21 protein-coding genes and 3 pseudogenes are annotated in these 26,910 nt (G+C 63.1%); 13 read left to right on the top strand and 11 right to left on the bottom strand.

Going from position 1 to position 26,910, the window contains the following annotated elements; genetic code table 11:
• Window positions 1–185: 185 nt before the first annotated feature.
• Complete coding sequence (locus NR164_RS07835; protein ID WP_371920078.1) at window positions 186–2,648, bottom strand: penicillin-binding protein 1A; 2,463 nt, start codon at window positions 2,646–2,648, stop codon at window positions 186–188.
• A gap of 220 nt (window positions 2,649–2,868) precedes the next feature.
• Between NR164_RS07835 and pilM the strand changes: the two genes are divergently transcribed.
• From pilM to NR164_RS30490, 3 genes and pseudogenes are all read left to right on the top strand, one after another.
• Window positions 2,869–3,522 carry a type IV pilus assembly protein PilM gene (gene pilM / locus NR164_RS07830; RefSeq protein WP_256822579.1) on the top strand — a complete coding sequence of 218 codons (654 nt, stop codon included), beginning with the start codon at window positions 2,869–2,871 and terminating at the stop codon, window positions 3,520–3,522.
• On the top strand, window positions 3,519–4,073 hold the full coding sequence (locus NR164_RS07825; RefSeq protein ID WP_177031421.1) for a PilN domain-containing protein: 555 nt from the start codon (window positions 3,519–3,521) through the stop codon (window positions 4,071–4,073). The genes pilM and NR164_RS07825 overlap by 4 nt, the downstream gene beginning before the upstream one ends.
• Window positions 4,070–4,570 (top strand): annotated as a pseudogene (locus tag NR164_RS30490) (type 4a pilus biogenesis protein PilO); the annotation flags it as partial. The gene NR164_RS07825 and the pseudogene NR164_RS30490, both read left to right, overlap by 4 nt.
• On the opposite strand, the pseudogene NR164_RS30485 reads toward NR164_RS30490, so the two are convergent.
• A pseudogene (locus NR164_RS30485) lies at window positions 4,544–4,675 on the bottom strand (hypothetical protein); the annotation flags it as partial. The pseudogenes NR164_RS30490 and NR164_RS30485 overlap by 27 nt on opposite strands.
• Here NR164_RS30485 and NR164_RS30480 point away from each other — a divergent pair.
• From NR164_RS30480 to NR164_RS07780, 9 genes and pseudogenes are all read left to right on the top strand, one after another.
• Window positions 4,613–5,041, top strand: a complete 429-nt coding sequence (locus NR164_RS30480) for a pilus assembly protein PilP (RefSeq protein ID WP_372873460.1) — start codon at window positions 4,613–4,615, stop codon at window positions 5,039–5,041. The pseudogene NR164_RS30485 and the gene NR164_RS30480 overlap by 63 nt on opposite strands.
• Before the next feature lie 141 nt (window positions 5,042–5,182).
• Window positions 5,183–6,436 (top strand): annotated as a pseudogene (locus tag NR164_RS07815) (type IV pilus secretin PilQ); the annotation flags it as partial.
• 4 nt (window positions 6,437–6,440) lie between these two features.
• Window positions 6,441–6,959 carry a shikimate kinase AroK gene (gene aroK / locus NR164_RS07810; RefSeq protein WP_026140392.1) on the top strand — a complete coding sequence of 173 codons (519 nt, stop codon included), beginning with the start codon at window positions 6,441–6,443 and terminating at the stop codon, window positions 6,957–6,959.
• Between the two features lie 125 nt (window positions 6,960–7,084).
• Window positions 7,085–8,185, top strand: a complete 1,101-nt coding sequence (gene aroB, locus NR164_RS07805; protein WP_017849857.1) for a 3-dehydroquinate synthase — start codon at window positions 7,085–7,087, stop codon at window positions 8,183–8,185.
• A 10-nt stretch (window positions 8,186–8,195) separates the two neighbouring features.
• Window positions 8,196–9,758 (top strand): SPOR domain-containing protein, encoded by a 1,563-nt coding sequence (locus tag NR164_RS07800; protein ID WP_046384966.1) that lies wholly within the window; start codon window positions 8,196–8,198, stop codon window positions 9,756–9,758.
• Between the two features lie 351 nt (window positions 9,759–10,109).
• The gene (gltB, locus tag NR164_RS07795; RefSeq protein WP_057003636.1) at window positions 10,110–14,555 is read left to right on the top strand and encodes a glutamate synthase large subunit; all 4,446 of its coding nucleotides are present in this window, start codon (window positions 10,110–10,112) and stop codon (window positions 14,553–14,555) included.
• Window positions 14,556–14,587: 32 nt separating this feature from the next.
• A complete protein-coding gene (locus NR164_RS07790) occupies window positions 14,588–16,006 on the top strand; it encodes an FAD-dependent oxidoreductase (RefSeq protein WP_017849854.1) in 1,419 nt (472 codons plus the stop codon).
• A 241-nt stretch (window positions 16,007–16,247) separates the two neighbouring features.
• Window positions 16,248–17,315 carry a uroporphyrinogen decarboxylase gene (hemE, locus tag NR164_RS07785; protein ID WP_017849853.1) on the top strand — a complete coding sequence of 356 codons (1,068 nt, stop codon included), beginning with the start codon at window positions 16,248–16,250 and terminating at the stop codon, window positions 17,313–17,315.
• 196 nt (window positions 17,316–17,511) lie between these two features.
• Complete coding sequence (locus NR164_RS07780) at window positions 17,512–18,021, top strand: cytochrome b/b6 domain-containing protein (RefSeq protein WP_104904081.1); 510 nt, start codon at window positions 17,512–17,514, stop codon at window positions 18,019–18,021.
• 11 nt (window positions 18,022–18,032) lie between these two features.
• Here NR164_RS07780 and NR164_RS07775 read toward each other — a convergent pair whose 3' ends face one another.
• Window positions 18,033–19,301, bottom strand: a complete 1,269-nt coding sequence (locus NR164_RS07775) for an MFS transporter (protein ID WP_198864526.1) — start codon at window positions 19,299–19,301, stop codon at window positions 18,033–18,035.
• A gap of 124 nt (window positions 19,302–19,425) precedes the next feature.
• Here NR164_RS07775 and NR164_RS07770 point away from each other — a divergent pair, with 124 nt between their 5' ends.
• Entirely contained in the window at window positions 19,426–20,340 is a 915-nt protein-coding gene (locus tag NR164_RS07770) for a LysR family transcriptional regulator (RefSeq protein ID WP_256822576.1), read from the top strand.
• 108 nt (window positions 20,341–20,448) lie between these two features.
• Here the strand turns inward: NR164_RS07770 and NR164_RS07765 are convergent, their stop codons facing one another.
• From NR164_RS07765 to NR164_RS07730, 8 genes are read right to left on the bottom strand one after another with little or no spacing between them, the layout of a single operon-like run.
• Window positions 20,449–20,844 (bottom strand): hypothetical protein, encoded by a 396-nt coding sequence (locus NR164_RS07765; RefSeq protein WP_256822575.1) that lies wholly within the window; start codon window positions 20,842–20,844, stop codon window positions 20,449–20,451.
• 27 nt (window positions 20,845–20,871) lie between these two features.
• A complete protein-coding gene (locus NR164_RS07760) occupies window positions 20,872–22,098 on the bottom strand; it encodes a beta-ketoacyl-ACP synthase (RefSeq protein ID WP_046384962.1) in 1,227 nt (408 codons plus the stop codon).
• A complete protein-coding gene (fabG, locus tag NR164_RS07755) occupies window positions 22,098–22,826 on the bottom strand; it encodes a 3-oxoacyl-ACP reductase FabG (RefSeq protein WP_256822574.1) in 729 nt (242 codons plus the stop codon). The genes NR164_RS07760 and fabG overlap by 1 nt, the downstream gene beginning before the upstream one ends.
• The gene (locus tag NR164_RS07750) at window positions 22,823–23,284 is read right to left on the bottom strand and encodes a hotdog family protein (protein ID WP_017849846.1); all 462 of its coding nucleotides are present in this window, start codon (window positions 23,282–23,284) and stop codon (window positions 22,823–22,825) included. Before NR164_RS07750 ends, fabG begins: the two co-directional genes overlap by 4 nt.
• Window positions 23,281–24,447: a beta-ketoacyl-[acyl-carrier-protein] synthase family protein gene (locus NR164_RS07745; RefSeq protein WP_256822573.1), complete on the bottom strand. Its 1,167-nt coding sequence runs from the start codon at window positions 24,445–24,447 to the stop codon at window positions 23,281–23,283. The genes NR164_RS07750 and NR164_RS07745 overlap by 4 nt, the downstream gene beginning before the upstream one ends.
• A complete protein-coding gene (locus NR164_RS07740; protein ID WP_046490803.1) occupies window positions 24,444–24,926 on the bottom strand; it encodes a hypothetical protein in 483 nt (160 codons plus the stop codon). Before NR164_RS07740 ends, NR164_RS07745 begins: the two co-directional genes overlap by 4 nt.
• Complete coding sequence (locus tag NR164_RS07735; RefSeq protein ID WP_017849843.1) at window positions 24,923–25,657, bottom strand: class I SAM-dependent methyltransferase; 735 nt, start codon at window positions 25,655–25,657, stop codon at window positions 24,923–24,925. The genes NR164_RS07740 and NR164_RS07735 overlap by 4 nt, the downstream gene beginning before the upstream one ends.
• A complete protein-coding gene (locus NR164_RS07730) occupies window positions 25,654–26,901 on the bottom strand; it encodes an NAD(P)/FAD-dependent oxidoreductase (RefSeq protein WP_026140390.1) in 1,248 nt (415 codons plus the stop codon). The genes NR164_RS07735 and NR164_RS07730 overlap by 4 nt, the downstream gene beginning before the upstream one ends.
• Window positions 26,902–26,910 lie beyond the last annotated feature (9 nt).

The following is a 26,910-nucleotide window of genomic DNA, read 5'->3' as shown; positions in this document are numbered from 1 at the left end:
CCAACAAAAAGCCCCGGCTCTTGCGAGTCGGGGCTTTTTGCTGTCTGGCGATTGACGCAAGCCTTGTGCAGATCCACATGTGGGAGGGGGCTTGCCCCCGATGGCGGACTGTCAGTCAATGAACCTGGTGACTGACACACCGCCATCGGGAGCAAGCTCCCTCCCACAGGGTTGACCGCATGGGCTTAGAAGAGGTCGATCGGTGCCGCCTCATCCGCCGGCAGCGGGCTGCCCGGCGCCACGCCATTGCCCAGCTCGTTGATCGACGGCGGCGTGTCCTCGCTCTTGAACAGCTCGAAGTACGCATTCGGCGTGCTCGGCGATGCTGCGCGGCCACTGACCGGGTCGATCCGCAGGCTGAGGATGCCTTCCGGTTCCGGCTGGGTATGCAGCGGCTTGTCCTTCAAGGCGGCGCCCATGTAGCTCATCCAGATCGGCAGCGCGACGGTACCGCCGAACTCGCGGCGGCCGAGGCTTTCCGGCTGGTCGTAGCCGGTCCATACGGTGGTCACGTAGTCGGCGTTGTAGCCGGAGAACCAGGCGTCCTTGGATTCGTTGGTGGTACCGGTCTTGCCCGCGATGTCCGCGCGGCCCAGGGCCAGTGCACGGCGGCCGGTGCCTTTCTTGATTACGTCTTCCAGGATGCTGTTGAGGATGTAGGTGGTGCGGCCATCCACCACACGTTCGGCCACTGCCGGCGCTTGCGGTTCAGGCGCGGCGCTCGGGTTCGCCGCCGGCGTGACGCCTGGGGTCGGTTCGATGGTGATACCGCCGTTGCTCGGTGCGGCCAGGCCATCGCTGGCGGCCACGCCGTTGACCACATCACCCGGCACCCGTGGCGGGTTGGCGGTGAACAGGGTGTCGCCATTGCGGCTTTCGATCTTGTCGATCAGGTACGGCGTGATCTTGTAGCCGCCGTTGGCAAACGTGCTCCAGCCGGTGGCGATTTCCATCGGCGTGAGGGTCGCCGTCCCCAGGGCCAGGGACAGGTTCGGCGGCAGGTCCGCCTTGTTGAAGCCAAAGCGGGTGATGTAGTCGATGGTCTTGCCCACGCCCATCGCCTGCAGCAAGCGGATCGACACCAGGTTGCGCGACTTGTACAGCGCCTCGCGGATGCGGATCGGGCCGAGGAAGGTGTTGGTGTCGTTCTTCGGACGCCAGACCTTGTCCAGGTACTCGTCGACAAACACGATCGGTGCATCGTTGACCAGGCTGGCGGCGGTGTAGCCGTTGTCCAGGGCGGCACTGTAGACGAACGGCTTGAAGCTCGAACCCGGCTGGCGCTTGGCCTGGGTGGCACGGTTGTAGTTGCTCTGCTCGAACGCGAAGCCGCCGACCAGGGCACGGATCGCGCCGTTCTGCGGGTCGAGGGAGACCAGGGCGCCTTGGGCGACCGGCACCTGGCTGAATTTCAGGCTGTCGTCCTTCTGGCGTTGCACGCGGATCAGATCACCCACCTGCGCCACGTCCGACGGCTGCTTGGGCATCGGCCCCATGCTGTTGGTGTTCAGGAATGGGCGCGCCCATTTCATGCTGTCCCACGCCACATGCGCTTCGCCGGTGCGGGTCAGTACCTGCACGCCGTCCTTCTTCACCTGGGTGACGATGGCCGGTTCCAGGCCGCTGATCGTGCGCTGTTTGCCGAGCTCGGTGGTCCAGGCGCTCAGGGTCTTGCCCGGCAGGCGCGATTCGGGGCCGCGGTAGCCATGGCGCTGGTCGTAGGTGATCAGGCCTTCATGCACCGCGTTGTTGGCGATTTCCTGCAAGTCGCTCGGAACGGTCGTGGTCACACGGAAGCCTTCGGTGTAGGCCTCGCTGCCATAACGGCCGACCATCTCGGCCCGTGCCATCTCCGCGATATAAGGGGCGTTCACTTCCGGGGTCGGTACGTGGTAACTGGCGTTCAGCGGCTCGGCCACTGCGCTTTCATAGGCGCTCTGGCTGATTTTGCCCAGCTTGTACATGCGCCCCAGAATCCAGTCGCGCCGCTCTTTGCTGCGTGCCGGGTTGGCCAGCGGGTTGAAGCGCGAGGGTGCCTTGGGCAGGCCGGCAATCATGGCCATCTGCGCCAGGCTGGCGTCGCGAATCGACTTGCCGTAGTAGACCTGGGACGCGGCTTCGATGCCGTAGGCGCGGTTGCCCAGGTAGATTTTATTGACGTACAGCTCAAGGATCTCGTCCTTGGTCAGCTGTCGCTCGATCTGCAGTGCCAGCAGGATCTCGGTGGCTTTGCGTGAAAAGCTGCGTTCGCTGGTGAGGAAGAAGTTCTTCGCCACCTGCATGGTGATCGTGCTGCCGCCGGATTGAATGTGTCCGCTTTTTACCAATTGCGTGGCGGCCCGCACCAGGCTGCTGGGGTCGACGCCATAGTGGTTGGCGAAATTATCGTCCTCGGCCGACAGCAGGGCGTTGATGAAGTTGGGTGGAATATCCGCGAAACGAATCGGGGTACGGCGCATTTCGCCGAACTCTGCGATCAGTTTTTCATCGCTGCTATAGACCCGCAAAGGAATCTGCAACTGAATGCTTCTCAGGGCCTCTACGGAGGGCAAACCCGGACTAAGGTAGAGGTAGGCGCCGCTGAGGACGAGCAGCAGCCCGCAAACGATGGCGACAATGGAGTACCCGAAAAACTTCAGCAGACGAATCAAGGCTTTTGGATTTCCAGAGAAAAGAATGGGTTAGGCGCCGGGGCATGCATGGCAAACGATGAATCGACCCTGGCTGCAGATAAAAAGCGGGAAAAAACGCTGGGCATTAAAGCATTTTCGGCTTGGGGCGTCATTCGCGCCTCGCAAACAAGGCGACCGAATGCACGCTGCCACGCGCCAATCAGGCGGTATGACAGGGAAAGTTTTAGGGAGTTTTATGGAAAAGGGATTTTTCAGGCGAAAAGTCGATACCGTCCTGGGTGTCGACATCCAGGACACCGGCATCCGGTTGATCGAGCTCGGCCGCTCGCCCACCGGCTACAACGTGCAAAGCTACGCCACGCAGGCGCTACCGCCCCAGGCGGTGGTCGACAGCAGCGTGCTCGACCTCGACGGCGTGGGGCAGACGTTGTCCCAGGCATTGGCCCGCTCGCGCACCTCGGCCCGCCAAGCGGCCGTAGCGGTGGCGGGAGCTTCGGTGATTACCCGGGTGATCGAGTTGGACGCGGGGCTCAGCGAGGAAGAAATGACCTGGATGATCCAGATGGAGGCCGACCAGTACATCCCTTATCCGCTGGATGAGATGGCCCTGGATTTCCAGGTTCGCGGGCCGTCGGCCCAGAATCTGGCGCGGGTTGATGTATTGCTCGCGGCGTGCCATAAGGCCCAGGTAGAGGCTCGGGTCGCGGTTTTGACCCTGGCTGGGCTGGTGCCGAAGGTGGTGGATGTGGAAGCATTTGCATTCGCACGCGCTTGCAGTCAGGATTTCGCCAGCTTCACGCCGGGCCATCGAGTCGATGGCGCACAATGGGCCGCGGATGCCCGCGGGATGGGAATTGCTTGCGGGTTGGCCCTGAGGAGTTTCGCTTGAAGACACTAATCAACCTTTTGCCCTGGCGCCAGGCGCTGGCGGAACGGCGGCGCAAATTCTTTCTGGGGTTGCTGCTGGCGTTTGTCTGCGTGGCGTTCGCAACCGTGTGGTTGGCCGATCAGGTGATCGACCGGGCGATCGATCGACAAGTGACGCGCAATAGCCACCTGGACAAGGACGCTGCCGTCCTCGACTCGCGCATCAAGACCATCGATGACCTGCAGGAACAAAGCCAGCAATTGGCGGAGCGCATGAAGGTCGTGCAGGACTTGAACGAAGCCCGCTCGGCCGGTGCCCAGCTCTTGGATCAGTTGGCCCGCGCGATGCCAGACGGCGTGCATTTGCACGAGGTCGTGGCGAAGGGCGATACGGTCAGCATCCGTGGCAGCGCCGATTCCAGTCAGGACATCGCCCAACTGATGCGCCGCCTGCAAGCCTCCGAAGGCGCCCACGCCACTCGGCTGCAACATGTGCGGATGGAAGATGGCCAGGGCAGCAACGAGTTTCAATTGATGGTGCGCCAGGGAGAGTCCGCCGAGGCTCAACCGTGAGCCTGCCCAGGCTCGACTTTTCCGCTCTCACCCACAACGCTGCGAAATGGCCCTTGCCCGCCAAGGTCGTGCTCGGCTGCGCGCTCGCCGGCCTGGTGCTGTTGGTGGGCGATGGGACGTACCTGAGTCCCTCGCGGCAACGGTTGCAGGCGGTCGAGGCGCAGGGCGTCGTCTTGCAGCGACAGGTGGCCCAGAAGGCTGGCCTTGCTGCCAGCATGGAGGCGCGCAGCCAGCAGCTTCAGGCGATGCAGGCGCGTTTTGCCGGGCTGATGCAGCAGTTGCCCGGTGCATCCGGGGTACCCGCATTGCTCGAAGATATCGCCCGGCTGGGGGCGGCCAATGGGGTGCTCGTCGACGCTATCGTGGTGTTGGATGAGCAGCCCCGGCCACTCTATATCGAGCAGCCGTTACGCCTGGGCGTCACCGGGGCTTATCACGACCTGGCGATGTTTGTGAGCGCTTTGGGCGGCTTACCGCGCATCGTCACGGTGCATGATGTGGCGCTTCGGGCTGATGCGGCCGGGTTGCGCCTGGAGTTGGTGGCCAAGACCTATCGCAATCCGTCGTCGGGCGGTCAGTCGACCCCGGCCGTCGAGCCGGGGCCGCGCTTTGTCTATGACGCGCTGGCCTTGCGTGATCCGTTCCAGCCGCGCGCCTTGCAGGTCGGTCACGTACCTGGCCGGCCCGCGCTCGCACCGGACCTCGGGCGTGCCCGTGGCGCCCTGGAAGGCATCGCCGTCGACCAGTTCGAAATGGTCGGCACGCTGTCCCGAGGCGCGCAGACCTTCGCCCTGCTGCGTGCCGCCGCCAGCGTCCACAGGCTGGCGGTCGGCGATTACCTGGGGCCGGACCACGGTCGGGTCACGGCTATTGATGAGGGCCATGTGGAATTGCTCGAATTGTTTCCCGATGAACAGGGCGCGTGGCTGGAACGCCCGCGAACCCTCGTGCTGAACGTCAACTCATAACGGAATCAAACAATGAAAAGGACTTTCTCGTCCTTCGGTGTGGCGCTATGGATAGCGTTCACGGCACCGATGGCTGCTGCTGTGCCCAATCGTGTGGATCTGATCCAGCTGCCGCCTCCCGGCGGTGCGGCATCAGGTACCTATACCGGCGACAAGCTGAACCTCAACTTCCAGAACATCGAGCTGCGCGCCGTGTTGCAGCAGATTGCCGATGTGGCGGGCCTGAATCTGGTCGCCAGCGACGATGTGCAAGGTTCGATCACCCTGCGGCTCAAGGACGTGCCTTGGGACCAGGCGCTGGACCTAGTGTTGCAAAGCAAGGGGCTGGACCAGCGGATAAAGGCCGGGGTGCTGTTGGTGGCGCCCGCCGACGAGTTGGCCGCGCGCGAGCTGCTGACGCTGGAGTCGCGCAAGCAGATGGCTGAACTGGCGCCATTGCGGCGCGAACTGTTGCAGGTCAATTACGCCAAGGCTGCGGACCTGGCCAAGTTGTTCCAATCGGTGACCGGCCTGGAAGGCACCACCGACGAACGCGGCTCGGTGGCGGTGGATGACCGCACCAACAACATCATCGCCTACCAGACCGGCGAACGCCTGGAAGAGCTGCGACGCATCGTGGCGCAGCTGGATATTCCGGTGCGCCAGGTGATGATCGAGGCGCGGATTGTCGAGGCCAATGTCGACTACGACAAAAGCCTGGGCGTGCGCTGGGGAGGGCGGATCAATCGCGGCAACTGGGGCGCTGGCGGTGTCGAGAAACCTCCGGAGCCAGGCACCGAGCCTGTGGAAAACCCGTCCGGCTCGCCCTTTGTCGACTTGGGGGCGCTCACTAACACCTCCGGGCTGGGGATCGCGTTTATTACCGACAACCTGCTGCTGGACCTGGAACTGACCGCGATGGAAAAAACCGGCAACGGCGAGATTGTCTCGCAGCCCAAGGTGGTCACGTCCGACAAGGAGACCGCGCGCATCCTCAAGGGCACCGAGATTCCCTACCAGGAGTCCAGCTCCAGCGGCGCCACCTCGGTGTCGTTCAAGGAGGCTTCGCTGTCCCTGGAAGTCACCCCGCAAATCACCCCCGACGACCGCGTGATCATGGAGGTCAAAGTCACCAAGGATGAGCCGGATTACCTGAACAAGCTCAACGACGTACCGCCGATCAAGAAAAACGAGGTCAACGCCAAGGTGCTGGTCAGGGACGGCGAGACCATCGTCATCGGCGGAGTTTTCTCCAATACCCAAAGCAAAGTGCTAGATAAAGTGCCATTTTTGGGCGATGTGCCGTATCTTGGCCGCCTTTTCCGGCGCGATGTGCTGGCAGAAAAAAAATCCGAGCTGCTGGTATTCCTGACTCCGCGTATTATGAATAACCAGGCGATTGCTGTGAGTCGTTGATTCTGTGCGAAATTTGATTCTTGTAGGACCGATGGGGGCTGGAAAAAGCACCATCGGCCGTTTGCTGGCCAAAGAGCTGCGCCTGCCATTCAAAGACTCCGATAAGGAAATTGAAGTGCGCTCGGGTGCCAATATCCCGTGGATCTTCGATAAGGAAGGCGAACTGGGCTTTCGTGACCGTGAGCAGGCGATGATTGCCGAGCTGTGCGCTTGCGATGGCGTGGTCCTGGCGACCGGCGGCGGTGCTGTGATGCGCGAGGAGAACCGCCGGGCATTGCATGCCGGTGGTCGGGTGGTCTATCTGCATGCGTCGGTCGAGCAGCAGGTGGGGCGCACCGCGCGTGATCGCAATCGCCCACTGCTGCGCACCGCCGACCCGGCGAAGACCCTGCGGGATCTGCTGGCGCTGCGCGATCCGCTGTATCGGGAAATCGCCGATCTGGTGGTGGAAACCGATGAGCGGCCACCTCGGATGGTGGTGCTCGACATTCTCGAGCGCCTGCAACGGCTGCCACCCCGTTAAAGCCAGGCCCGAAATGCGCTATTCTCGGCGGCGCGTCATCACCCTGCGGGGTGTGGCGTAGAGCCATCAGGCGACGTCGGATCACGACGTTGCCGGTCGTTAATACATCTTCAACGCGGGGACACATGCAGACACTTAAGGTCGATCTAGGCGAGCGCAGCTACCCGATCCATATTGGCGAAGGTCTGCTCGACCAGCCCGAGTTGCTCGCACCGCATATTGCCGGGCGGCAAGTGGCGATCATCTCCAACGAAACGGTCGCGCCGCTGTATCTTGAGCGTCTGAGCCGCAGCCTGGCGGCGTACTCGGTGATCTCCGTGGTGCTGCCCGACGGCGAAGCCCACAAGAACTGGGAAACCCTGCAACTGATCTTCGATGGCCTGCTGACCGCACGCCATGACCGGCGCACCACCGTGGTCGCCCTCGGTGGCGGCGTGATTGGTGACATGGCCGGTTTTGCGGCCGCCTGTTACCAGCGCGGCGTGGATTTCATCCAGGTGCCGACCACCTTGCTGTCCCAGGTCGATTCGTCGGTGGGCGGCAAGACCGGCATCAACCATCCGCTGGGCAAAAACATGGTGGGCGCGTTCTACCAGCCCCAGGCTGTGCTGATCGACACCGCGACCCTCAACACCTTGCCCCCGCGCGAGCTGTCGGCGGGCCTGGCGGAAGTCATCAAGTACGGGCTGATCTGCGACGAGCCGTTCCTGACCTGGCTGGAAGAACATGTCGACGCCCTGCGCGCGCTGGACCAGGTGGCGCTGACCGAAGCGATCTCCCGTTCCTGTGCGGCCAAGGCGCTGGTGGTGAATGCCGACGAACGGGAGTCCGGTGTACGGGCCACCTTGAACCTGGGCCACACCTTCGGCCATGCGATCGAAACGCACATGGGCTATGGTGTGTGGTTGCATGGGGAAGCCGTAGCGGCTGGCACAGTGATGGCATTGGAGATGTCGCAACGCCTGGGCTGGATCAGCGCCCAGGAGCGGGATCGGGGCATCCGCCTGTTCCAGCGCGCCGGGTTGCCGGTGATCCCGCCCGAGGAAATGAGCGAGGCGGATTTCCTCGAACATATGGCGATAGACAAGAAAGTGATCGACGGTCGACTGCGACTGGTGCTGCTGCGCCGCATGGGCGAAGCGGTGGTGACCGACGATTATCCGAAAGAGATTCTACAGGCCACGCTGGGAGCGGATTACCGCGCCCTGGCCCAGCTTAAAGGTTAATAAGAGCCCGATGACTAGTTTGCATGCCGACGAGGCGTTCCTCGGCCATTACCAGTTAAGCCACGACCCCTTCGCTCCACGGGTGCCTGGTTTCAAATTCTTCCCTGCGCAGCGCAAGCCGGTGCTCGGGCAGTTGCATCACCTGGCGCGCTACAGCCAGTTGTTGCTGGTCGTCACCGGCCCGCTGGGCAGCGGCAAGACCTTGCTGCGCCAGGCGCTGGTCGCCAGCACCAACAAGCAATCGGTGCAAAGCGTAGTGGTGTCGGCGCGTGGCGCCGGCGATGCGGCGGGCGTGCTGCGTCAGGTGGCCCAGGCCCTGGACGTTGCCAGCGCCGAGCCGAATGCGATTCTCAAGCAAGTGGTGCAACTGGGCCTGACCGGCCAGGAAGTCTACCTGCTGGTGGACGACGCCGAGCAGCTTGACGAGTCGGCCCTCGAAGCGCTGCTGGCGCTGGCGGCGGGTACGCCGGAAGGTCGTCCGCATGTGTTCCTGTTCGGTGAATCGTCCCTGATCGCCGCTCTGGAGCAGATCAGCGGCGAGCAGGAGCTGTTCCACGTCATCGAATTGCAGCCGTATGAAGAGGAAGAAACCCGCGAATATCTGGCACAACGCCTCGAAGGCGCCGGGCAGGGCATCGAACTTTTCTCCGCTCAGCAGATCTCTGATATTCACGAAAGCTCCGACGGCTGGCCTGGCACCATCAACCAGGTTGCCCGCGATGCGATGATTGAAGCCATGATTGCCAGCCGCTCTGCGGTCAAGCGTCCAAAGATGGGGTTCACTATGCCTAAAAAGCACGTATTGGCTATTTCCGCCGTTGTCGTGGTCGCTGTCGCCGCCGCCTGGTTGATCCCAGGTCGCAGCAAGGCACCGACGCCTGCCGGCGCGCCAACCGAACAGGCGCAGTTACCACTGGGTAAACCCACGCCGAATGTCGAGTTCGCCAACTCCGGCCAACCGACCAACCTGCCGATGGTCGGCCAGCCCGTCATGCGCGGCCCGCTCGCCGAAGCGGCCGGCGGTATCTCCGAAGGCGACGACGGCGTGCCAGTGGAAGGCTCCAGCAGCACACCGCCGACCGTGACCACCACCGCGCCGCCAGTGGGCGTGCCTGCCGGTCAACCGGCGGCAAAACCAACGCCTGTACCTGCGCCTACGGTCGCGACCGCCAAACCGGCGCCCGTCGCCAAGCCGGTCGCGCCAGCGCCTGTCGCCAAGCCAGCTCCGGCCCCGGCCGCCAAACCGGCGGAAAAACCGGTGACTGTCGCCAAGGCCGGCGCCACCGGCAGCAGCTGGTACACCAGCCAGCCCAGCGGTAACTTCGTGGTGCAGATCCTCGGCACCAGCTCCGAAGCCAATGCTCAAGCCTTCGTCAAAGAGCAGGGCGGCGAGTACCGTTATTTCAAGAAGGTGCTCAACGGCAAGCCGCTTTACGTGATCACTTACGGCAGCTTCTCCAGCCGTGCCGCCGCCGATACCGCTATCAAAGCCTTGCCAGCGAAGGTTCAGGCTGGTAAACCTTGGCCTCGCACTGTTGCCAGCGTTCAACAAGAACTGGCAGCAACTCGCTGAAGATTCGGCGGCCTTACCCAGGCCGCCCTCCCGGCACCTCAAAAAAAACCGCAAGTGCGTGCAGCCCTCAAGGCCGCGCGCATTGTGGTGTCTGCGTCACAGTGGCTTTTGAGTCGTAGCGGTCAAAATTAAAAAAGTTTTGACTAGCACAGCATATCGCTTTAAACCTTTCATAAATGCGACATAGATTTGCGACATCTCGTCGCTAAATTTGTGAGCGTCTGTGTCGGTGTGTACAATGACCTCCCTTTTGCCCCTGCAAAGCCGGCGAACGTTCGGTGTGGAAGGTAACTGGTTGAATTGAAAAGAAATTTGCCTCGATATAAGAGGCAGCCTGGTGAGAAAGTGTCTATGAAAGCAGGTCTGTACCAACCCGATGAATTCAAGGATAACTGCGGTTTCGGCCTGATTGCCCATATGCAGGGCGAGCCCAGTCATACCCTTTTGCAAACGGCCATCGAGGCCCTGACCTGCATGACCCACCGCGGTGGGATCAACGCCGACGGCAAGACCGGTGACGGTTGTGGCTTGCTCATTCAAAAGCCCGACCTGTTCCTGCGCGCCATCGCCAAACAGCATTTCGCGGTCGAGCTGCCCAAGCAGTACGCCGTGGGCATGGTGTTTTTCAACCAGGACCCGGTCAAAGCCGAAGCCGCTCGCGAGAACATGAACCGCGAAATCCTCGCGGCCGGCCTGCAACTCGTCGGCTGGCGCAAAGTGCCGATCGACACCAGCGTGCTCGGCCGCCTGGCCCTGGAGCGCCTGCCGCAGATCGAACAAGTGTTCATCGCAGGCGACGGCCTGAGCGACCAGGACATGGCGATCAAGCTGTTCACCTCGCGTCGTCGCTCGTCCGTGTCGAATGCCGCCGACACCGACCACTACATCTGCAGCTTTTCGCACAAGACCATCATTTATAAAGGCCTGATGATGCCGGCGGACTTGACCGCCTTCTATCCGGACCTGAGCGATGAGCGCCTGCAAACCGCGATCTGCGTGTTCCACCAGCGCTTCTCCACCAACACCCTGCCGAAATGGCCGCTGGCCCAGCCATTCCGCTTCCTCGCCCACAACGGCGAGATCAACACCATCACCGGCAACCGCAACTGGGCCGTGGCCCGTCGCACCAAGTTCGCCAACGATTTGATGGACCTGGAAGAGCTCGGCCCGCTGGTCAACCGCGTCGGCTCCGACTCCTCCAGCATGGACAACATGCTCGAACTGATGGTCACCGGCGGCATCGACCTGTTCCGTGGCGTGCGGATGATCATTCCGCCTGCGTGGCAGAACGTCGAGACCATGGACCCCGATCTGCGGGCGTTCTATGAGTACAACTCGATGCACATGGAACCGTGGGACGGCCCGGCCGGCGTGGTCATGACCGACGGCCGCTACGCGGTGTGCCTGCTCGACCGTAACGGTCTGCGCCCGGCGCGTTGGGTGACCACCACCAACGGTTTCATCACCCTCGCGTCGGAAATCGGCGTGTGGAACTACCAGCCGGAAGATGTGATCGCCAAAGGCCGCGTCGGCCCTGGCCAGATCCTCGCCGTGGACACCGAAACCGGGCAGATCCTCGACACCGATGCGATCGACAACCGCTTGAAGTCCCGTCACCCGTACAAGCAATGGCTGCGCAAGAATGCCCTGCGCATCCAGGCGACCATGGAAGACAACGACCACGGTTCGGCGTTCTACGACATCGACCAGCTCAAGCAGTACATGAAGATGTACCAGGTCACGTTCGAAGAGCGCGACCAGGTGCTGCGTCCGCTCGGCGAGCAAGGCTACGAGGCGGTCGGCTCGATGGGCGACGACACGCCGATGGCCGTGCTGTCCCAGCGCGTTCGCACGCCATACGACTATTTCCGCCAGCAGTTCGCCCAGGTGACCAACCCACCGATCGACCCGCTGCGTGAAGCCATCGTGATGTCCCTGGAAGTGTGTCTCGGCGCCGAGCGCAACATCTTCCAGGAATCGCCTGAGCACGCCTCCCGCGTGATCCTCAGCTCGCCGGTCATTTCCCCGGCCAAGTGGCGTTCGCTGATGACCCTGGAGCGTCCGGGCTTCGACCGCCAGATCATCGACCTGAACTACGACGAGAGCCTCGGCCTTGAAGCCGCGGTGCGCAATGTCGCGGACCAGGCCGAAGAAGCCGTGCGCGCCGGGCGTACCCAGATCGTGCTGACCGACCGTCACATCGCACCGGGCAAGCTGCCGATCCACGCCTCCCTGGCCACCGGCGCGGTCCATCACCGCCTGACCGAAAAAGGCCTGCGCTGCGACTCCAACATCCTCGTGGAAACCGCCACCGCCCGCGACCCGCATCACTTCGCGGTGCTGATCGGTTTCGGCGCCTCGGCGGTGTACCCGTTCCTCGCCTACGAAGTGCTCGGTGACCTGATCCGTACCGGTGAAGTGCTGGGCGACCTCTACGAGGTGTTCAAGAACTACCGCAAAGGCATCACCAAGGGCCTGCTGAAGATCCTGTCGAAGATGGGCATCTCCACCGTCACTTCCTACCGTGGCGCGCAGTTGTTCGAGGCCATTGGCCTGTCGGAAGAAGTCTGCGAGCTGAGCTTCCGTGGCGTACCGAGCCGCATCAAGGGTGCGCGTTTCGTCGACATCGAAGCCGAGCAGAAAGCCCTGGCGGCCGAAGCCTGGAGTGCGCGCAAGCCGATCCAGCAAGGCGGCCTGCTCAAGTTCGTACACGGTGGCGAGTATCACGCCTACAACCCGGACGTGGTCAGCACCCTGCAAGCCGCCGTGCAGCAGGGCGACTACGCCAAGTTCAAGGAATACACCGCGCTGGTGGATAACCGCCCGGTGTCGATGATCCGCGACCTGTTCAAGGTGAAAACCCTGGATACGCCGCTGGCCCTCAGCGAAATCGAACCGCTCGAATCGGTCCTCAAGCGCTTCGACTCCGCCGGTATTTCCCTGGGCGCCTTGTCGCCCGAGGCGCACGAAGCCCTGGCCGAAGCCATGAACCGCCTGGGTGCGCGTTCCAACTCCGGCGAAGGCGGCGAAGACCCGGCGCGCTATGGCACCATCAAGAGCTCGAAAATCAAGCAAGTGGCGACTGGCCGTTTCGGTGTAACCCCGGAATACCTGGTCAACGCCGAAGTGCTGCAGATCAAAGTCGCCCAGGGCGCCAAGCCCGGTGAAGGCGGCCAGCTGCCAGGCGGCAAGGTCAACGGTCTGATCGCCAAGCTGCGTTATGCGGTGCCGGGCGTGACCCTGATCTCGCCACCGCCGCACCACGACATCTACTCGATCGAAGACTTGTCGCAGCTGATTTTCGACCTCAAACAAGTCAACCCGCAGGCCCTGGTCTCGGTGAAACTGGTGGCGGAAGCCGGCGTGGGCACGATCGCCGCCGGTGTGGCCAAGGCCTATGCCGACCTGATCACCATCTCCGGCTACGACGGCGGCACCGGCGCTTCGCCGCTGACCTCGATCAAGTATGCTGGCGCTCCGTGGGAGCTGGGCCTGGCCGAGACGCACCAGACCCTGCGCGGCAACGACCTGCGCGGCAAAGTCCGAGTGCAAACCGACGGCGGCCTGAAAACCGGCCTCGACGTGATCAAGGCCGCGATCCTCGGCGCCGAAAGCTTCGGCTTCGGCACCGCGCCGATGATCGCCCTGGGCTGCAAATACCTGCGCATCTGCCACCTGAACAACTGCGCCACCGGCGTCGCCACTCAGAACGAGAAGCTGCGCAAGGATCACTACATCGGCACCGTCGACATGGTGGTGAATTTCTTCACCTACGTCGCCGAAGAAACCCGTGAGTGGCTGGCCAAGCTGGGCGTGCGCTCCCTCGAAGAGCTGATCGGCCGCACCGATCTGCTGGACATCCTCGAAGGCCAGACCGCCAAGCAACAACACCTGGACCTGACGCCGCTGTTGGGCAGCGATCACATCCCGGCCGACAAGCCGCAATTCTGCCAGGTGGACCGCAACCCACCGTTCGACAAGGGCCTGCTGGCCGAGAAGATGGTCGAGATGGCCGCTTCGTCGATCAACGACGCCAGCGGCGGCGAATTCAGCCTGGACATTTGCAACTGCGACCGTTCCATCGGCGCACGCATCTCCGGCGAAATCGCGCGCAAGCACGGTAACCAGGGCATGGCCAAGGCGCCGATCACCTTCCGCTTCATGGGCACCGCGGGCCAGAGCTTCGGCGTGTGGAACGCCGGTGGCCTGCACATGTACCTGGAAGGTGACGCCAACGACTACGTGGGCAAGGGCATGACCGGCGGCAAGCTGGTGATCGTTCCGCCTAAAGGCAGCGTCTACAAGACCCAGGACAGTGCCATCATCGGCAACACCTGCTTGTACGGCGCCACCGGCGGCAAGCTGTTCGCCGCGGGTACCGCCGGTGAGCGTTTCGCCGTGCGTAACTCCGGTGCCCACACCGTGGTGGAAGGCACTGGCGATCACTGCTGCGAGTACATGACCGGGGGCTTTGTCGCGGTACTGGGCAAGACCGGTTACAACTTCGGTTCGGGCATGACCGGCGGTTTCGCCTACGTGCTCGACCAGGACAACACCTTCGTCGACCGGGTCAACCACGAGTTGGTCGAGATCCAGCGGATCAGCGGCGAAGCGATGGAATCCCACCGTAACCACTTGCAGCACGTGCTGGACGAGTACGTCGAGGAAACCGGCAGCGAATGGGGTCGTAACCTCGCCGAGAACCTTGATGATTTCCTGCGTCGTTTCTGGCTGGTCAAGCCCAAGGCTGCCAACCTGAAATCGTTGCTTTCCAGCATCCGTGCCAACCCGCAGTGATATGCGCCTGAAGAGTTTGATGAGGTTTTAACATGGCTGAACGTCTGAATAACGACTTCCAGTTCATCGATGTCGGGCGCAAAGATCCGAAGAAGAAACTGTTGCGTCAACGCAAGAAAGAGTTCGTGGAAATCTACGAACCCTTCAAACCCCAGCAGTCGGCCGACCAGGCCCACCGCTGCCTGGGGTGCGGTAACCCGTATTGCGAATGGAAGTGTCCGGTACACAACTTCATTCCCAACTGGCTGAAACTGGTGGCCGAGGGCAACATCCTCGCCGCCGCCGAGCTGTCGCACCAGACCAACACCCTGCCGGAAGTCTGCGGCCGGGTGTGCCCGCAGGACCGTCTGTGCGAGGGTGCCTGCACCCTCAACGACGGTTTCGGCGCGGTGACCATCGGTTCGGTGGAGAAGTACATCACCGACACCGCCTTCGCCATGGGCTGGCGCCCGGACATGTCCAAGGTCAAGCCGAACGGCAAGCGCGTCGCGATCATCGGCGCGGGCCCGGCGGGCCTGGGCTGTGCCGACGTGCTGGTGCGTGGCGGCGTGACCCCGGTGGTGTTCGACAAGAACCCGGAAATCGGCGGCCTGCTGACCTTCGGCATCCCCGAGTTCAAGCTGGAAAAAACCGTGCTGAGCAATCGTCGTGAAGTGTTCACTGGCATGGGCATCGAGTTCCGCCTGAACACCGAAGTCGGCAAAGACGTGACCATGGAACAACTGCTCGCCGAATACGATGCGGTGTTCATGGGCATGGGCACCTACACCTACATGAAGGGCGGCTTTGCCGGCGAGGACCTGCCGGGCGTGTACGACGCGCTCGACTTCCTGATCGCCAACGTCAACCGCAACCTGGGCTTTGAAAAGTCGCCGGAAGACTTCATCGACATGAAAGGCAAGAAGGTCGTGGTGCTGGGCGGTGGCGACACCGCGATGGACTGCAACCGTACCTCGATCCGCCAGGGCGCCAAGTCGGTGACCTGTGCGTATCGTCGTGACGAAGCGAACATGCCAGGCTCGCGCAAAGAGGTGAAGAACGCCAAGGAAGAAGGCGTGAAATTCCTCTACAACCGCCAGCCGATCGCGATTGTCGGTGAAGACCGCGTCGAAGGCGTGAAGGTGGTCGAGACCCGTCTCGGCGAACCGGACGCCCGTGGCCGTCGCAGCCCTGAGCCGATCCCGGGTTCCGAAGAGATCATCCCGGCCGACGCCGTGGTCATCGCCTTCGGCTTCCGCCCAAGCCCGGCTCCGTGGTTCGAGCAGTTCCAGATCCAGACCGACAGCCAGGGCCGCGTCGTCGCCCCGGAACAAGGCCAGTACAAGCACCAGACCAGCAACCCGAAGATCTTCGCCGGTGGCGACATGGTGCGCGGCTCTGACCTGGTAGTGACGGCGATCTTCGAAGGCCGCAACGCCGCCGAAGGTATCCTGGACTACCTGCAGGTCTGACCCATTTCATCTTTGAAATGTGGCCAAAATGTGGGAGGGGGCTTGCCCCCGATAGCGGTAGTCCAGTTAAAGATACTGAGACTGACACACTGCAATCGGGGGCAAGCCCCCTCCCACATTTGGTTTTGATGTGCCCAAGAGATTGTCGTAAATCAACCCGATAGATAAAAGGCACGGCTCATCCCGTGCCTTTTGCGTCGCGCTCTGAGAAAATGCCCGTACTTTTTTTGCGGATGCCGACATGACTGCCCTCAAGAACGACCGTTTCCTTCGTGCCCTGCTCAAGCAGCCCGTAGACGTCACCCCTGTGTGGATGATGCGTCAAGCCGGTCGCTACCTGCCGGAATACCGCGCCAGCCGCGCCCAGGCCGGCGACTTCATGAGCCTGTGCATGAACCCGGAGTTCGCCTGCGAAGTCACCCTGCAGCCGTTGGACCGCTACCCGGAGCTGGATGCGGCCATCCTCTTCTCCGATATCCTCACCATTCCTGACGCCATGGGCCAAGGCCTGTACTTCGAGACCGGCGAAGGCCCGCGTTTCAAGAAAGTCATCAGCACCCTGGCCGACATCGAAGCGCTGCCGATCCCGGACCCGCACAAAGACCTCGGTTACGTGATGGACGCCGTCAGCACCATCCGCCGCGAGCTCAATGGCCGCGTGCCGCTGATCGGCTTCTCCGGCAGCCCCTGGACCCTGGCCACCTACATGGTCGAAGGCGGCTCGTCGAAAGACTTCCGCAAGACCAAGGCCATGCTCTACGACAACCCGCAGGCCATGCACCTGCTGCTGGACAAACTGGCGCAGTCGGTCACCTCGTACCTCAACGGCCAAATCATGGCCGGCGCGCAAGCGGTGCAGATCTTCGACACCTGGGGCGGCAACCTGTCGGCGGCGGCGTACCAGGAGTTCTCCCTGGCCTACATGCGCAAGATCGTCAGCGGCCTGATCCGCGAACACGAAGGCCGTAAAGTGCCGGTGATCCTGTTCACCAAGGGCGGCGGCCTGTGGCTGGAAAGCATCGCCGATGCCGGCGCGGATGCCCTGGGCCTGGACTGGACCTGCGACATCGGCGACGCCCGCCGTCGCGTCGGCAACCAGGTTGCGCTGCAAGGCAACATGGACCCGACCGTGCTGTACGCCAAGCCAGAAGCCATCTGCACCGAAGTCGGGCGCATCCTGGCCAGCTACGGCAAGGGCAGCGGGCATGTGTTCAACCTGGGTCACGGCATTACGCCGGAAGTGAACCCGGAACATGCCGGCGCGTTCTTGCGCGCGGTGCATGAGTTGTCGGCGCAGTATCACGAGTAACAGCGTCCCCGCCTGAATCGAGCCCCCGTCTGCCCGGCAGGCGGGGGCTCGTTGCGCTTCAGCTCTTGTTAAGTCCTGCCTTGGTAGTCTGTGGTCTTTAGGACTTCTCCTACGGCTGCCGTTGTCCGCCCAAGAAAAAATCCTGCCCAACTTTCCACTCGCCAGTGATTGGCGTCCGTTGTCAGGTGATCGCTGGATGAATACCGCTGACTATTCAACGTGCCAGAAACTGCTGCATTGGGTTTCGGCCGTCATCATCGTGTGGGCGCTATTGTCAGGTTCTGTCGTGGCGATATTCGCCGTGCCGGCCTCGGTCAAAGCGTGGGTGTTTTTTTTCAATGTGTCATTGACCACCCTGTACATCCCGGTGTTTGTCGTGCGGGTTTATTGCTCCTTTACCCACGGCCTGGATTTTTCCGTCAGGCGTTCACCACGGGAATACCTGGCGCTATGGGTGCATAAGACCATGTATGTGGTGTTGGCAATGGTGCTGGCAACAGGGGTACTGATGATGGATCGCCCGATCAACCTCTTTAACCTGGTCTCCTTCGCACCGTTTCACAGTGACCCGGCCAGCATCGTCTGGTACTCCCGCGTGCATGTGCTGTCCTGCGTGGCCTTGTTGCTGATGCTGGTGATGCACATCGGCGCCGTGGTTATGCACGAGCGCCGGGGCAAGCGGGTGATGGTGCGGATGTCGTTCTAGGGCGCTGCGCCTCAAGCCGAGGCCAGCGGCGGCAACTTCGCCAACTTCAACGCCACCAGCAACGCGCCGAGCAACAGCGCGACGATAAACCCGCCAATCCCGTTCCACCCGGCCAAATGCCAGAAGAACCCCCCCGTGGTGCCGGCGACGCTTGACCCCGCGTAGTAGCAGAACAGGTACAGCGACGACGCTTGCCCCTTGGCTTTCACCGCGCGACGGCCGATCCAGCTGCTGGCCACCGAGTGTGCGCCGAAGAAACCGAAGGTGAACACCAGCATGCCGGGTATCACCAGCCACAGCGGAGTGAACAGGGTCAGGCCGATGCCGCCAAGCATCGACACGATGGTGGCCCACAGCACACGGCGGCGGCCGAGGCGGTCGGCCAGCGCGCCGATTTTCGCCGAGCTGTAGATGCCCGAGAGGTACACCAGCGACAGCAGGCCGACCACGGCCTGGCTCAGGTCATACGGGTCGGCCAGCAGGCGATAGCCGATGTAGTTGAACATCGTCACAAACGCGCCCATCAGCAGGAAGGCTTCGAGGAACAACCACGGCAGGCCCGCGTCCTTGAAGTGCATGACGAAGCCGTCCACCAGGCTGCGCGGCTTGAGGCTGCTGGCGCGGAAGTTGCGCGATTCGGGGAGGATTTTCCAGAACACCGTCGCGGCGATCAGGGCCAGGGCGCCGATGATCAGCACGGCGGTGTGCCAACTGACAAAATCGATCAATACGCCGATGATCAGGCGCCCGCTCATGCCGCCGATGGCGTTACCGCCGATGTACAGGCCCATGGCCAGGCCGATGTGCTGCGGGTGGATCTCTTCGCTCAGGTAGGTCATCGCCACGGCGGCCAGGCCACTCAGCGACAGCCCCAGCAGCGCGCGCATCAGCAGAATCCCTTCCCAGCTCGGCATCAGGCCGCTGGCGATGGTGGACAGGGCGGCACAGAACAACGCGGCGACCATCACCGGCTTGCGCCCCAGGGTGTCGGAAATCGGCCCGGTGATCAGCAGGCCCAGGGCGAGCATCGCCGTGGACACCGACAGCACCAGGCTGCTTTGCGCCGCGTTGATGGAAAATTCGTGGGACAACGCCGGCATCATCGGCTGCACGCAATACAGCAGGGCAAACGTCGCGAAGCCGCCGCAGAACAGCGCCAGCACGGTCCGCATGAACATCGGTGTGCCTTTTTCGATGTAGGTGTCAGTGAGCGGCTCCACCCTCTTATCCAGGGCAGTCGACGGGACTTCTTGAGCGAATGGAGCGACAGCAGATTTCACGGGGACCTCGGGGAGGAAAAGCCTGCCAGGACCGGCAATGCAAAAAAGAATATAGCTGCCTAATGATTCTTTCCAATATATTATTCGACCTGTTTGATAGCTTTAACGACCTAATGAGGCTGCTATGGAATTACGTCACCTGCGGTACTTCATCGCCGTCGCCGAAGAGCTGCATTTTGGCCGGGCCGCGCAGGTGCTGGGCATCTCGCAACCGCCTCTGAGCCAGCAGATCCAGGCGCTGGAGCACGAGGTGGGCGCGCGTTTGTTCGAGCGGACCAACCGTCGGGTCGAACTGAGCGAAGCCGGGCGCTTGTTCCTGCACGAGGCGCGACTGGTGCTGGCGCAAGTCGATAAGGCCGCGGATGTGGCACGCCGGGCGCAGTTGGGTGAGCTGGGCGAACTGAAGATCGGCTTCACGTCGTCGGCGCCGTTCAATTCGAGCATCCCCCAGGCGATCTTTGCGTTTCGCCAGGCGTTCCCGGCGGTCCACCTGAGTTTGCAGGAAATGAGCAGCACCGAGGTAGCCGAGTCGCTGGTGGATGAGTCGATCCAGGTCGGCTTGATGCGGCCGCTGCCGTTGCCAGACTCGCTGAGTGTGGTGGAGTTGATGCGCGAACCTCTGGTGGCGGTGCTCAACGCCGATCATCCCTTGGTGCAAGGCAGCGAGCGGGGCTTGCACCTGGCGCAGTTGGCCGAGGAGCCGTTCGTGTTTTTCCCGCGCAGCTACGGCAGCGGCCTCTACGCGCAACTGCTCAACCTGGCCCGCGACGCCGGCTTCAGCCCGCGCTTTGCCCAGGAAGCCGGGGAGGCGATGACGATCATCGGGTTGGTCGCGGCGGGGTTGGGCGTGTCGGTGCTGCCGGCGTCCTACCAGCGCATCCGCATCGATGGCGTGGTCTATCGCACCCTGCTCGACCAGGAGGCGGTGACGGCGGTGTGGCTGGTGCAGCGCAAGGGCGCGCAAACGCCGATGGCGCAGGCGTTCGTGGAGTTGTTGACGCGTAAGGCGGCGGTTCGCAGCGCGCTTGGGGAGCGGTGAGTTCAGCTGCGTTTTGCCAGCGCTTGCAGAGCCAGGCAGGACGCGGCGATGACAAGCCCACCGGTTTGTGAAGAGGGCGCCGAACGGCGCCCTTTGTCGTTTCCGGGGTTACTGCATCCCCGCTGAACGCACCCCCGCCATGATGTCCCGATCCAGCATGCTCACCCAACGGTTGTAGTTGCGATGGATCTTGCCGTCCTTGTAGCCCAGGTCGCGGCTGTCGCGGTAAGTGATGGCGTAGCTGTTGCGGGTGTAGCGGATGTCGATGGCGGCGTAGAACTGATTGCGCACGGTGATCTCAGCCTGCACCAGTTGCGGGCTCAGGCGTTGCACGGTCCATTCGCGTTTTTGCAGGGCGGTGACGATCACCTGTTTGACTTGTTCTTCGCTGACCTGGGCACCCGCTGGCAAGTCGTGCTGGGTGTTGAGCACCGGTTTGCTGGTGCAACCGGCGCCGGTCAGCAGGGCCAGGGTGATCAGGGTGGCGCGTAGCAAGGAAGACATTCCGTTTTCTCCAGTCGATGTAAAAAGTCAGGACCAGCGGCGGAAGATCAACGAGGTGTTGACGCCGCCGAAGGCAAAATTGTTGTTCATCACGTAGTCGTGGTGCATCTCGCGAAACTCACCTTGCAGGTAATCCAGCTCGCCGCACTGCGGGTCGACGGAATCCAGGTTGAAGGTGTGTACGTACTGGTCGCGGTTCATCATCTCGATGCTGAACCACGACTCCAGCGCCCCGCACGCGCCCAGGGTGTGGCCGAGGAAGCTCTTCTGCGAGCTGATGGGCATGCGGCTGCCGAACAGGCTGTTGGTGGCCAGGGTTTCGGCGATGTCGCCCTGGTCGGTGGCGGTGCCATGGCCGTTCACGTAGCCGATGACCGAGGGCTCGAGCCCGGCGTCTTCCAGGGCCAGCTCCATGGCGCGGCGCATGGTTTTCTGTTCCGGGCGCGTGGTGTGCTGGCCGTCGGCGTTGCTGCCGAAACCGACAATTTCGGCGTGGATATGCGCGCCACGGGCCAGGGCGTGTTCCAGTTCTTCGAGCACCAGCATGCCGCCGCCTTCGCCGATCACCAGGCCGTCGCGGCCGCTGTCGTAGGGGCGCGGGCTGGTCTGTGGCGCATCGTTCTTCAGGCTGGTGGCGTAGAGCGCGTCAAACACCATGGCTTCGGTGGGGCACAGCTCTTCGGCGCCGCCGGCGAGCATCAGCGGCAGGCGTCCGAACTTGATCGCCTCATAGGCGTAGCCGATGCCCTGGCTGCCGCTGGTGCAAGCGCTGGACGTGGGAATCAAGCGCCCGGTGAGGCCAAAGAAGATGCTGATATTCGCCGCCGTGGTGTGGGGCATCATGCGGACATAGGAGTTGGCGTTCAGCCCCTCGGCCACCGAGTTGAGCAGCATGTTGCCGAACGCCTTGATCTCGTCGGTGCTGCCGGTGGACGAGCCGCAGGCCACGCCCATGCGCCCGTCCTTGATCGACTCGTCACCGAGCAAGCCGGCGTCTTTCAGCGCCTGCTCCGCCGCCCACACCGCCAGGCGCGATACGCGGCCCATGCTGCGCAGTTGCTTGCGGGTCCAGTGCGCGGGCACGACGAAGTCGTCGATCGGCCCGGCCAGGCGCGTGTTCAATTCGCTGAAACGGTCCCACTCGTCCATGCGCCGGATGCCGCTGCGGTTGGCGCGAAAGTTGGCGGCGATGGTGTTCCAGTCGCTGCCCAGGGAGGTGATGCCGGCCATGCCGGTTACGACCACGCGCTTCATCAACACAGACCTCCGTTCACGGCCAAGACCTGGCGGGTGATATAGCCGGCTTCGGCCGACATCAGGAAATTCACCGCGCCGGCCACTTCTTCCGGCGTGCCCATGCGCTGCGCCGGGATCATTTTCATCAGCTCTTCGACCGGCACGTTTTCATCGAGCATCGCGGTGTCGATCAAGCCCGGTGCGACGCAGTTGACGGTGATCTTGCGCTTGCCCAGCTCGATGGCCAGGGCCTTGGCCGCGCCGATCAGGCCGGCCTTGGAGGCGCTGTAGTTGACCTGGCCGCGATTGCCGATCAGCCCGGACACCGAGGTGATGCACACGATACGCCCGGCCGCGCGACGACGGATCATCGGCATCATCACCGGGTGCAGCACGTTGTAGAAACCGTCGAGGTTGGTACGCATCACCACGTCCCAGTCGTCTTCCGACAAGGCCGGGAACGCGCCGTCGCGGGTCAGGCCGGCGTTGAGCACCACACCGTAATACGCGCCGTGTCGTTCCACGTCGGCTTCGAGGATTGCCTTGCACTCGGCCCGCTCGGAAACGTCGAATTGCAGCACCCGCGCCTTGCGGCCCAGGGCTTCGATCCCGACCTGCACCGCGTCGGCTTCTGCTCGACCGCTGCGGCAATGCAACACGATGTCGTGCCCGGCCTGCGCCAGGCGCAGGGCAATGGCGCGGCCGATGCCACGGCTGGAGCCGGTGACCAGTACGGATTCAGTCATGGCGTTTCGTCCTTCGATTCATCTAAATAGGTGGCCGCCTGGGGCGGTCGAAATACGTTCAAGCGGGCGCTGGCGTGGATACCGTCGCCGGTCAGGTGGCATTCGAACACACCCATGCCGTTGTCGTCTTCCAGGGAGCGCAGGCCGTGGATGGTCAACTCGGCACCGGCCGGGAAGTGCTCCACGTTGCACTCGAACTTACGCGTGCCCAACAGGAAGCCCAGCTCCACCGCCTGGCCGTTCTGGCGCGCGCGGCAACCGGCATAGGCGGCGACGCTTTGCGCCATCAGCTCGATGCCGACCCAGGCTGGCAGGCTGCCGTCGGGGCGGTTGAACAAGCCACCGGGCTTGACGGTGAGGCGGGTGTGAATCTGCTCTTCGTCGAACGACAGCACCTGGTCGATCAGGATCATGTCGCCCGCGTGGGGCAGCAGTGCGGCGAGTGGCCAATCGATCATGGGGCCTCTGCGATAATCAGGCTGACATTATTGCCGCCGAAGGCAAACGAGTTGCTCATCAGGCAGCGTTTTTTCAAGGTGTCACCTCGGCGTGCCCACTGCAAGGCAGGCAGCGCCGGGTCGGCCTGGCCGTCCCATACGTGGGGCGGCAGCCGGCCGTGGGCCAGGCTCAGCCAGCAGAACGCCGCTTCCAGCGCGCCGGCCGCGCCCAGGGTGTGGCCGCTCATCGGTTTGGTCGATGAACAGGCCACGCCGTCGGGGAACAGGTTGGCGACGGCCAGGCTTTCCATGGCGTCGTTGTGTTGGGTGGCGGTGCCGTGCAGGTTCAGGTAGCCGATCTGCTCCGGCTTCAAGCGTGCGCTGGCCAGGGCCTTGCGCATCGCCAGCAACGCGCCTTTGCCAGTGGGCTCCGGCGCGGAAATATGGTGTGCATCGCAACTCGCGCCACTGCCCAGCAGCGCGATGGGGGCGGGCTCGCGAGTCATCAAAAACAACACCGCCGCTTCGCCGATGTTGATGCCGTTGCGGTTCACCGAAAACGGGTTGCAACGCTCGCTCGAGACCGCCTCCAGCGCGGTAAAGCCGTTAAGCGTCAGCTTGCACAGGCTGTCGACGCCGCCGCAGATCACCGCATCGCACAGGCCCAGCTCCAGCAGGCGCCGAGCACTCATCAAGGCGCGGGCGCTGGAGGTGCAGGCGGTGGAAATCACATAGGCCGGGCCGCTCAGTTGCAGCCAGTCGGCGAGGAAGTTCGCCGGGGCGCTGAGTTCCTGTTGCTGGTAGTCGTAGTCGTCGGGGAACCGATGATCGCTCAGGTAACGGGCGATGCCGCGACTGGCTTCGTCGATGCCCGAGGTGCTGGTGCCGAGCACAATGCCGACCCGCGCCGCGCCGTAGCGTTGGATCGCCTGGCGGATCTCGCTGTCGATCTGCAACGCGGCTTCGAGCAGCAACTGGTTATTGCGGCTGCTTTGCTGGCCCAGCTCGGGCGGGATGGTCGCCAGTGCGCCCGGCACGCCGGCAACCGGCAACACGCGCTCCGGCACCCAGTCGCTTTCGGCGCGCATGCCGGAGCAGTCGCCGGCAAACAGGCTGCGGCTGACGTCGGCCTGGCCGCGCCCGAGAGCGCAGATCACGCCGAGGGCATTCAGATACGCGGTCATCGCGCCATTCCCAGCGGGGTGATGCGATAGCTCAGCGGTTGCCCGCGCATGTTCACGCTGAACACCTCGGATGACTGATAGACGATTTGCCAATGGCCCGGCAGGGTGCGCGTCAGGTCCATCGCTTGGGCGTTCGGGTACAGCGCGCGGAGGTCATCCGCCGAAGTCAGTGCAAACAGCAACGCGGCGAACAGCTCGCGCGCCTGGGGATTGGGCGGCAGCAACCCGTCGGCCTGCCACTGGCCGTCGATCAGCTTCTGCCGGGCCTGGGGGATACCCAGCGGGTCCATCATCGACCAGCGGATCGCGTTACCTTCGCGCTGGATTACCAGCAACCAGTCCTGGCTCTGGCCGTCCGCCAGGCGCTGCACGTGCAGTTGCATCGGCAGGGCCAGGGCCGGGTTTTTTGCCGGCAAGGGCGGTTGGCTGGCGCAGGCGCTCAGCAGCAACAGGCAGCCGATCAGCAGCGCACGCATCATGGTGCCGCGCTCGCCAGGGGTTTGCGTGCCACGCAGTTGACCAGGGTTTCTTCGCGCTGGCCCACCGGCGGAGCCTTGCGCAGGCCCCAGCGTTCCAGCAGGCCGAAATCGCTGGCCCGGCTCCACCACAGGTATGGGTAGGAGACGTTCTGCGCGCCGAATTCAAAGCCCTGCTCGTGCAGCATCTGCAGGTACTCTTCGGCGCTTTTCTGCACCTGCATGGGGTGGCGGAACAACCAGCGAATCACCCAGGTGTCGATATAGGCTTCGGTGGACTCGGCAAACAGCAGATAGCCGCCGGGCTTGAGGACCCGGTAGAACTCTTTCAATGCACGGTGCTGCTCAACCAGATGATGGAAGGTCTGGTGGCAGAACAGGATATCGACGCTGGCGTCGGCGACGTCGAGGGTGGCGCAGTCGCTGCCGATCAGCTCGACGTCCAGCCCTTGGTGCGCGGCTTCCGCCTTGCTCAGCTCAAGGCTGTGCGGGTCGGCGTCCAGCCCGATCAGGCGGGACGGCGCAAACACTTGCTGCAACAGCTTGAAGGATTTGCCCTGGCCGCAGCCGGCGTCCAGCAGTACCGGCGCCACCGGCAGCGGTTCGCTGAACAGGCTGCGCAGGTCGTTGATCGCCACGCGCAACACATGGTGCTGCCAGGTGTGGCTGCGCAGGAACCAGAAGCCGAACTTGGTTTCTTCGACGTAGTTCTTACTCAAGTACTGACTGCTCACACGGCATCCCCTGCACAAATTTCCGACAACATCCGCAACCGCCGCTTGGGCTCGCTGACAAACGGGTTGCGCTCGTCCCAGGCGTAGCCGGCGAGGATCGAACTGATCATCCGGCGAATCTCCGGCGAGCTGCCGGCGTGAAAAATAACATCCTGGAACGTCCCGGCGTACCAGCCTTCGACGTAGCAGCGGAAGGTGTCGACGCCGCGCTTCAACGGCTCGGCAAACTCGCGCTGCCAGTCCACGGTTTCGCCGTTGAGCTGACGATGCAGCACGCCCGCGGCCATGCTCGCCGAACGCATGGCGATGGTCACGCCCGAGGAAAACACTGGGTCGAGGAATTCTGCCGCGTTGCCCAGCAGCGCAAAGCCCGGGCCGTGCAAGGTTTTGACGTTGGCCGAGTAGCCGCCGATGGTGCGCGCGGGGGTGTCCCACACGGCGTTCTGCAGCACGCTGCTGAGGCTTGGGGTTTCGTCGATGAACCCGCGCAGGCACGCATCCAGGTCGTTGTCGCGGCCGGCAAAATGTTCCTTGGCCGCCACTACGCCCACGGAGCAGCGGCCGTTGCTGAACGGGATGGTCCAGAACCAGATGTCGCGCTGGGTCGGGTGGGTCGTCACGAGGATCTTGGTGCGGTCGAAGCCTGGGTGTTCGATGCGGTCCTCGACATGGCTGAACACCGCCTGGCGCAACGGGAAATCCGACGGCGCTTCCAGGTCCAGCAGGCGCGGCAGGACGCGACCGTAGCCGCTGGCGTCGAGCACGAACTTGGCTTTGATGTGGTACTCGCTGCCGTTCTCCCGGCGCACATGCAGGTAGTGGGTTTCACCGCTGAAATCCACGCCGACGATGGTTTCGCCGTAACGGATGTCGACGCCTTGCAGCGCCGCCTGATCGGCCAGCAACTTGTCGAACTCGCCGCGCTGCACCTGGAAGGTGGTCGGTTTGCCGTGGCTGAACGTATCGCCGAAATCAAACGCACTGTAGCGCTCGCCCCAGGCGAATGCGGCACCGGTTTTCACCTGGAAACCCGCCGCCTGCACGGCGTCGAGCATGCCGGCCTCTTCGATAAAGTCGATGCAGTGCGACAGCAGGCTTTCACCGATCGAAAAGCGTGGGAAATGCTGGCGCTCGATAATCAATACATCATGCCCTTTACGCTTTAACAGCGCTGCAGCGATGGCACCGGACGGGCCGGCACCGATCACCACCACCTGGCGACGTTCCATTTCAACTATGGGCACGAGGGCTCC

The organism is Pseudomonas sp. Pse79 (assembly GCF_024519615.1).
GTDB classification, from domain to species: Bacteria; Pseudomonadota; Gammaproteobacteria; order Pseudomonadales; family Pseudomonadaceae; genus Aquipseudomonas; species Aquipseudomonas veronii.
Note: the sequence above shows the minus strand (reverse complement) of the source record. Positions and strands in the feature narration are given on the sequence as shown.